We start from the raw sequence: 557 nt of genomic DNA, 5'->3' as shown, positions 1-557 counted from the left end.
GCTGGCGGCCGAGACCGCGGGCGACATGCGCAAACTTTTGAAGGAGGCAGCTTAAATGCCGAAAGACTCGAATGTGTTTGTGGTGGTCGGGGAGGGCGTCGTCACGGTTAAACGTGAAGGCTCCAATCGCGCGGTGCTGGCGAAAGTCCTCGGCAAGGTACAAGTCGATGGCGTCGAGGTGCTTTGCCTTGACCGCCTCGTTCATGAAAGCCATGAGCAGCAGTTCGGCGAGTGGACGTTGGCGGGCGCAGTCACGACCTTGCTGTCACGATCGCTGCCGCCCGTGACTGGCGCTGCGGCATAAGACACAGCGGCATCCTCGGGTGCCGCTCGTCACACCCTTTAAACAACCCGGCTTGGCGGGTTTTTTTTTCGACCTTGCACCCGGGATCAGACGACCGTTCGGCCACGCGTCGGCGTGTTTTCGCCATCGCGAGCGGCAGTGTTCGCTGCGCCGCATCATTTGCGCGTCGCAAGAAATACGCTCCGTTCGCGGTATGGCGTCCCCCTCGTATGCGCCGGCCGTCTTGGGCGCCGGCGCTCTGCCGGCGCACTTT

The 557-nt window shown here is 62.5% G+C and carries 1 protein-coding gene; it reads left to right on the top strand.

Annotated features, from left to right (window positions below; translation table 11 throughout):
- Positions 1 to 55 precede the first annotated feature (55 nt).
- Positions 56 to 304, top strand: a complete 249-nt coding sequence (locus AWB81_RS44095; protein WP_062644837.1) for a hypothetical protein — start codon at positions 56 to 58, stop codon at positions 302 to 304.
- Positions 305 to 557: the final 253 nt, after the last annotated feature.

This window comes from Caballeronia arationis (assembly GCF_001544975.2).
Taxonomy (GTDB): domain Bacteria; phylum Pseudomonadota; class Gammaproteobacteria; order Burkholderiales; family Burkholderiaceae; genus Caballeronia; species Caballeronia arationis.
This window is presented reverse-complemented; position numbering and strand designations above follow the sequence as displayed.